Origin of the sequence: Pseudomonas sp. SbOxS1, from assembly GCF_013416725.1 — a bacterium.
Taxonomy (GTDB): domain Bacteria; phylum Pseudomonadota; class Gammaproteobacteria; order Pseudomonadales; family Pseudomonadaceae; genus Aquipseudomonas.
In genome coordinates, this window is sequence record NZ_JAAVXC010000014.1 from 116,360 (window position 1) to 123,101 (window position 6,742).

At 60.9% G+C, this 6,742-nt stretch carries 7 protein-coding genes; 2 read left to right on the forward strand and 5 right to left on the reverse strand.

Annotated elements, in window-relative coordinates; translation table 11 throughout:
• Positions 1–11: 11 nt before the first annotated feature.
• Both HFK74_RS16375 and HFK74_RS16380 read right to left on the reverse strand, forming a co-directional pair.
• Positions 12–905: a glycine betaine ABC transporter substrate-binding protein gene (locus HFK74_RS16375; RefSeq protein ID WP_180204403.1), complete on the reverse strand. Its 894-nt coding sequence runs from the start codon at positions 903–905 to the stop codon at positions 12–14.
• 20 nt (positions 906–925) lie between these two features.
• Entirely contained in the window at positions 926–1,642 is a 717-nt protein-coding gene (locus HFK74_RS16380; protein ID WP_180204404.1) for an ABC transporter permease, read from the reverse strand.
• A gap of 440 nt (positions 1,643–2,082) precedes the next feature.
• Between HFK74_RS16380 and HFK74_RS16385 the strand changes: the two genes are divergently transcribed.
• Both HFK74_RS16385 and HFK74_RS16390 read left to right on the forward strand, forming a co-directional pair.
• Positions 2,083–3,666 carry a peptide chain release factor 3 gene (locus HFK74_RS16385; protein ID WP_180204405.1) on the forward strand — a complete coding sequence of 528 codons (1,584 nt, stop codon included), beginning with the start codon at positions 2,083–2,085 and terminating at the stop codon, positions 3,664–3,666.
• A 374-nt stretch (positions 3,667–4,040) separates the two neighbouring features.
• Positions 4,041–4,298, forward strand: coding sequence for a hypothetical protein (locus tag HFK74_RS16390; RefSeq protein ID WP_180204406.1), 258 nt, complete (start codon positions 4,041–4,043; stop codon positions 4,296–4,298).
• Between the two features lie 98 nt (positions 4,299–4,396).
• Here HFK74_RS16390 and HFK74_RS16395 read toward each other — a convergent pair whose 3' ends face one another.
• The 3 genes from HFK74_RS16395 to HFK74_RS16405 form a co-directional block, all read right to left on the reverse strand.
• Positions 4,397–5,377, reverse strand: coding sequence for a peptide ABC transporter ATP-binding protein (locus tag HFK74_RS16395; protein ID WP_008057467.1), 981 nt, complete (start codon positions 5,375–5,377; stop codon positions 4,397–4,399).
• Positions 5,377–6,345: an ABC transporter ATP-binding protein gene (locus HFK74_RS16400; protein ID WP_180204407.1), complete on the reverse strand. Its 969-nt coding sequence runs from the start codon at positions 6,343–6,345 to the stop codon at positions 5,377–5,379. Before HFK74_RS16400 ends, HFK74_RS16395 begins: the two co-directional genes overlap by 1 nt.
• A 10-nt stretch (positions 6,346–6,355) precedes the next feature.
• Positions 6,356–6,742 (reverse strand): ABC transporter permease subunit (locus HFK74_RS16405; protein ID WP_180204408.1); only part of this gene is annotated, 387 nt, incomplete at its 5' end.

A 6,742-nucleotide genomic window follows, 5' to 3' on the forward strand; every position in this document is an offset into this window, starting at 1 on the left:
GTCTTGCTCCTTCAGTTCAATGGGTGTTGGCGCAGGAAATCCGCGGCAACGGCTGAAGGGCTCTGGTGATCGACATCGACCCGCGCGTTGAGCTCGCGCATGGTGTTGTCGTCGAACAGTTCAGCCAGTGGCTTGAGCTGGTCGGCCAGTTGCGGATGCGCATCGAGGTAGGCCTGGCGAACCACGGGCGCTGCGGTGTAGTCGGGGAAGTAATGCCTGTCGTCTTCCAGCAACTTGAGCTTGAAGGCGTTCAAGCGACCGTCAGTGGTGTAGACCAGGCCGGCAAATACCTGGCCGTTGCGCAGGGCGGTGTAGACCAGGCCTGCGTCCATCTGCCGGATGTTCTTGCGGGTCAGGTTCATGTCGTACAGCTGCACCATGCCGCCGAGCCCGTCCGAACGATTGGCGAACTCGGTGTCGAGCGCTACCAGATTGTTGGTCCCGGCCTCCTGGCGCAGCACCTTGTTCAGCTCGCTGATGGTGTTGATTTGGGGGTACCGGTCGGCGACGTTTTTGGGCAGGGCCAGGGCATAGGTGTTGCTGAATTTCGACGGCGTCAGCCAGACCAAGCCCTTTTTCCCGTCGAGTTCTTTCACCCGGGCGTAGGACTGTTGGCTGTCGAGTTTTTCGCTGACATGGTTGTAGGCCACCAACGACACGCCGGTGTATTCCCAGAGCATGTCCAGTTGCCCGCTTTCGTGGGCGCTGCGGGCCAGATTGCTGCCCAGGCCGCCGGTCACTTGTACGTCATAACCCTTGGTGCGCAGGTACTGGGAGGTGATTTCCGCCAGCAGCGTCTGTTCGGTGAACACCCGGGCGCCAATGCGGATCAGCGGTTTTTCCGCGGCGTGGGCAAATCCTGCGCACAGCAGGACGCAGCCTAGTAAAAAGCTTGAAGTCTTCATGTTGATTCCTTTGCCGAGGCTTAAGACGGGCGCAAACCGCGTTCGAGCCAGAGACGGCTGGCGAGTGTCACCAGAGCGTCGAGCAACAAGGCCAGCAGGGCGGTGCAGGCCGCGCCCAGCAGCAGTTGCGGCTGGTTGTTCAGGGCGATGCCGGGGAAGATCAGGCTGCCCAGGCTGTTGGCGCCGATCAGGAACGCCAGGGGCGCCGTCCCGACGTTGATCGCCAATGCCACGCGCACGCCGCCGATGATGATCGGCATGGCGTTTGGCAGTTCGACCTGCCATAGCACTTGAGGCGGGGTCATGCCGATGCCGACGGCTGCTTCCTTGAGCGAACCCTGGACGTTTTTCAGGCCTTCGTAGGTGTTGCGCACGATCGGCAACAATGAGGCGAGGAACAGGGCGAAGATCGCGGGACCGCTGCCGATGCCGAGGACGCCCAGGGCGATGGCCAGCACGGCCAGTGGCGGCACGGTGTTGCCGATGTTGAAGATCTGCATGAAGCGTTCGGCGCGTCCAACCATGGTCGGGCGGCTGAGGAAGATGCCGGCAGGAATGCCCACGACAAGGGCGGCCAGCATGGAAGCGAGGACGAGAATCAGATGAGCTTGCAGGTAAAACAACAAATCGTCGCGGTAGTGTTCGATCGTGTTGATGCCGATCCAGTGGACCAGCAGGGCCAGAAGGGCGATTACCAGCGCGCCTCCTATCAGCCCTTTGCCATAGCGAATAGCCACAGGCGGACTCCTTTTTTTCAGTCGGCGAACACTTTTTCGTGTGGCAACGCCATTCCTGGCTGCCGAAAAAATGATCGCGAGAAGCAGCTCATGCCGAGTGCGTTCCCCTGTAGGAGCGAGCCTGCTCGCGAAGAAAATCCAGACAACGCGTACATTCAGGTACCCCGCGTTATCGTTGACGTCCATCGCGAGCAGGCTCGCTCCTACAGGGGCTAGGCGCACGGCAAACGAGCCATGAGCACAGCCTCGTCAGGCCGAATCGCGGGTGTTTCAGGCCCCCGACGAGTGGTCGTTACGGGGGAGTGGACGTCTCCGTGCTTTAAAAGGTTCCCATCTGAGGCAGCATTTGGCCACCCCTAATGTGCTCAACGGTTCGGTTATTGAATCAACTTGGGCTATAATCTGCGCCCTTTTTTGAATCACCTGCCAGGCGATTTCCCATGACCAAACAGGCCGCCGAAGTCGCGAAACGCCGCACTTTCGCCATTATTTCCCACCCCGATGCCGGTAAGACCACCATCACCGAGAAGCTCTTGCTGATGGGCAAGGCGATTGCGGTGGCCGGTACGGTGAAATCCCGTAAATCCGATCGCCATGCCACCTCCGACTGGATGGAAATGGAAAAGCAACGGGGTATTTCCATTACCACGTCGGTCATGCAGTTCCCGTATCGCGAACACATGATCAACCTGCTCGACACCCCGGGCCACGAAGACTTCTCCGAAGACACCTACCGCACCCTGACTGCGGTGGACTCGGCCTTGATGGTTCTCGACGGCGGTAAAGGCGTCGAGCCTCGTACCATCGCCCTGATGGACGTCTGCCGTCTGCGTGACACGCCGATCGTCAGCTTCATCAACAAACTCGACCGTGACATTCGCGACCCGATCGAACTGCTCGACGAGATCGAAGCGGTCCTCAAGATCAAGGCGGCGCCGATCACCTGGCCGATTGGCTGCTACCGTGACTTCAAGGGCGTTTACCACCTCGCCGACGACTACATCATCGTCTACACCGCCGGTCACGGCCACGAGCGCACCGAAACCAAGATCATCGAGAAGCTCGATTCCGATGAAGCTCGCGCCCACCTGGGTGACGAGTACGAGCGTTTCATCGAGCAGCTGGAGTTGGTGCAGGGCGCCTGCCATGAGTTCAACCAGCAGGAATTCCTCGACGGCCAACTGACCCCGGTGTTCTTCGGTACCGCACTGGGCAACTTCGGTGTCGATCACGTACTCGACGCGGTGGTCGACTGGGCACCGCGCCCGCTGGCACGCGTAGCCAACGAGCGCACCGTGGAGCCGGTGGAAGAGAAGTTCTCGGGCTTCATCTTCAAGATCCAGGCGAACATGGACCCGAAACACCGCGACCGTATCGCCTTCATGCGGATCTGCTCCGGCAAGTACGAAAAAGGCATGAAGATGCGCCACGTGCGCACCGGCAAGGACGTGCGGATCGGCGATGCCCTGACCTTCTTCTCCTCCGAACGTGAGCAACTGGAAGAAGCGTTTGCCGGCGACATCATCGGCCTGCACAACCACGGCACCATCCAGATCGGCGACACCTTCACCGAAGGCGAAGTCCTGGGCTTCACCGGCATCCCGCACTTCGCCCCGGAACTGTTCCGCCGCGTACGCCTGCGCGATCCGTTGAAATCCAAGCAACTGCGCCAGGGCTTGCAACAGCTGGCCGAAGAGGGCGCGACCCAGGTGTTCTTCCCCGAGCGCAGCAACGACATCATCCTGGGTGCCGTCGGTGTGCTGCAGTTCGACGTGGTCGCCAGTCGCCTGAAAGAGGAATACAAGGTCGAGTGCTCCTACGAGCCGATCACCGTGTACTCCGCGCGCTGGATCGAATGCAGCGACAAGAAGAAGCTTGAGGAATTCACCAACAAGGCCGTGGAAAACCTGGCACTGGACGGCGGCGGTCACCTGACCTACCTCGCGCCGACCCGGGTCAACCTGGCACTGATGGAAGAACGCTGGCCGGACGTGAAATTCCGTGCAACGCGTGAGCATCACTAAGCGCTGAGTTGAAACACCAAAAACCCCGTTGCGAAAGCTGCGGGGTTTTTTGTTGGCGAACCTGATCGTTCCCACTCTCTGCGTGGGAATGCAGCCCGGGACGCTCTGCGTCCCAATAGCCGGCTCAGATTGATAACCTGAAGATCAAAAGATCGCAGCCTTCGGCAGCTCCTACAAGGATCGGTGTAGGAGCTGCCGAAGGCTGCGATCTTTTGATTTTTTTGGCATAACCCTTATTCAAAACCAGTCTCTACTTCCACGGCATTTCCGCCCAGTCGTTAGCGTCCTATCTGGAGAACCCGGCTGATCGGAACTAGATTTCAGAGAGCGCCAGCCAGGCACAAATGTTTCACCTGCAAAAGGAAGGATTCGACATGAACAAGTTGCTACGCGTTGTGTTGCTGTTGAAGGTTTTGCTGATGCTGGCCCTCGGCAGTTCGGCGGTCTGGGCCGAGTGTGAGGATCACGAGACCCAGGCGTCTAGCGGGCAGGGAACCCACGGTGATTTGATGATCGCCAAGTCTGAGTCGGAACCGGGCGACAAGGGGCAGGGTGGTGCCGACAACGATGATGACTCGACCACCGATGAGCCGGACTCCGATGACTCCGACGAAGGCGACAGCCAGACGTAAATCGCAGACAAAAGAAAACCCCTTCCACCGAACTGATGCGCAGTCCTGAGGAAGGGGGTTTGCGTCAATGGTGGGAGCAGTTTCGCTCCCACATTTCGTTACGCCGCGCCGTCGAGAAACTGCTCGGCGTAGTGGCAAGCCACCTGCCGATTATCGAGTGGACGCAAGGCCGGCTCTTCAGTTTTGCAACGCTCGGTCGCATACGGGCAGCGCTTGTGGAACGCGCAGCCGGGTGGCGGGTTCAGCGGGTTGGGCAACTCGCCGACGATCTTGATTTTCGGCTTGTTGGGGTCCGGGTGAATGGTCGGGGTGGCCGACAGGAGCGCCTGGGTGTACGGGTGCAGCGGGCGCTCGTAGATGTCGTTTTTCGGACCGATTTCCACCGGGCGGCCGAGGTACATCACCATCACGTCATCGGCGACGTGTTGCACCACCGCCAGGTTGTGCGAGATGAACACGTAGGCGGTGTTGAACTCTTGCTGCAAATCCATGAACAGGTTCAGCACCTGCGCCTGGATCGACACGTCCAGCGCCGAGGTCGGTTCGTCGGCCACCAGCACTTTCGGTTGCAGCATCATCGCGCGAGCCAGGGCGATCCGCTGGCGCTGACCGCCGGAGAACATGTGCGGATAACGCTGGTAGTGCTCAGGGCGCAAGCCCACCTGCTTCATCATCGCCTGAACTTTTTCGCGACGTTCGGTGGCCGACAGGTTGGTGTTGATCAACAGCGGCTCGGCCAGCTGGTCACCGATTTTCTGCCGGGGATTCAACGAGGCGTACGGGCTCTGGAACACCATCTGCACGTCTTTGCGCAGTTGCTTGCGCTGGGCCTTGTCGGCGCCGGCGACTTCCTGGCCGGCGATTTTCAGGGAGCCGGAGGACGGTTCCTCGATCAGGGTCAGGGCGCGGGCCAGGGTGGATTTGCCGCAGCCCGACTCACCCACGACGGCGAGGGTCTTGCCGGCTTCCAGTTCGAACGACACGCCGTTGAGGGCGCGTACGGTGGCGTGACCCTTGAACAGGCCACGGGACACTTCGTAGTGACGGGTCAGGTCGCGGGCGGTAAGTACGACGGCCATTACGCCACCTCCTGGTTCAGCGGGTAGAAGCAGCGGGCGAGGCTGTGGCTTTTCGGATCAAGGGCTGGACGCTGCACGCGGCAGTTGTCCTGCACGTAGGGGCAGCGCGGCGACAGCAGGCAGCCCTGCGGACGGTCGTAGCGACCCGGGACGATGCCCGGCAGGGTGGACAGGCGCGAGGCACCCAGGCTGTGTTCCGGAATCGCCTTGAGCAGCGCTTCGCTGTACGGGTGCGCCGGGATGTCGAACAGTTGCGGCACCTGGCCGACTTCGACCGCTTGCCCGGCGTACATCACGCACACGCGCTGGGCCGTTTCGGCCACCACCGCGAGGTCGTGGGTGATCAGCACCAGGCCCATGTTCTGTTCTTTCTGCAACGCCAGCAGCAGGTCCATGATCTGCGCCTGGATCGTCACGTCGAGGGCTGTGGTCGGTTCGTCGGCGATCAGCAGTTTCGGCTCGCCGGCAATCGCCATGGCGATCGCGACACGCTGGCTCATGCCACCGGACAGTTGATGCGGGTAGGCGTCCATGCGGCTGGCGGCGCCCGGGATTTCCACTTTTTCCAGCAGTTCGATGGCGCGTTTACGTGCTTGCTTGCCGGACATTTTCAGGTGCAGGCGCAGCACTTCCTCGATCTGGAAACCGACGGTGTAGCTCGGGTTCAGCGCGGTCATCGGGTCCTGGAAGACCATCGACAGGTCTTTCCCGACGATCTGCCGACGCTGGCGATTGTTGAGCTTGAGCATGTCCTTGCCGTCAAAGCTGAGCGAGTCGGCGGTGACGATGCCAGGATGTTCGATCAGGCCCATCAGCGCCATCATGGTCACGGATTTACCCGAACCCGACTCGCCAACGATGGCCAGCACTTCGCCCTTGTCGACTTTCAGGTCGAGGCCATCGACCACGGGCGTCGCGTTCTTGTCGCCGAAGCGAACGTTGAGATTCTTGATTTCTAGCAGTGACATGGGAATCTCCTCAGGCGGCGTTCTTGAGTTTCGGGTCCAGCGCATCGCGCAGGCCGTCACCCATCAAGTTGATTGCCAGCACGCTGAGCAAAATAGTCAAACCAGGCAGGCTCACCACCCACCAGGCGCGTTCGATGTAGTCGCGGGCCGAGGCCAGCATGGTGCCCCACTCAGGGGTTGGCGGTTGTACGCCAAGGCCGAGGAAGCCCAGGGCGGCGGCATCGAGAATCGCCGAGGAGAAGCTCAGGGTGGCCTGAACGATCAGCGGTGCCATGCAGTTAGGCAGCACGGTGACGAACATCAGGCGCGGCAGGCCGGCACCGGCCAGGCGCGCGGCAGTCACGTAGTCGCGGTTCAGCTCGCCCATGACCGCGGCGCGGGTCAGGCGCACATAGGA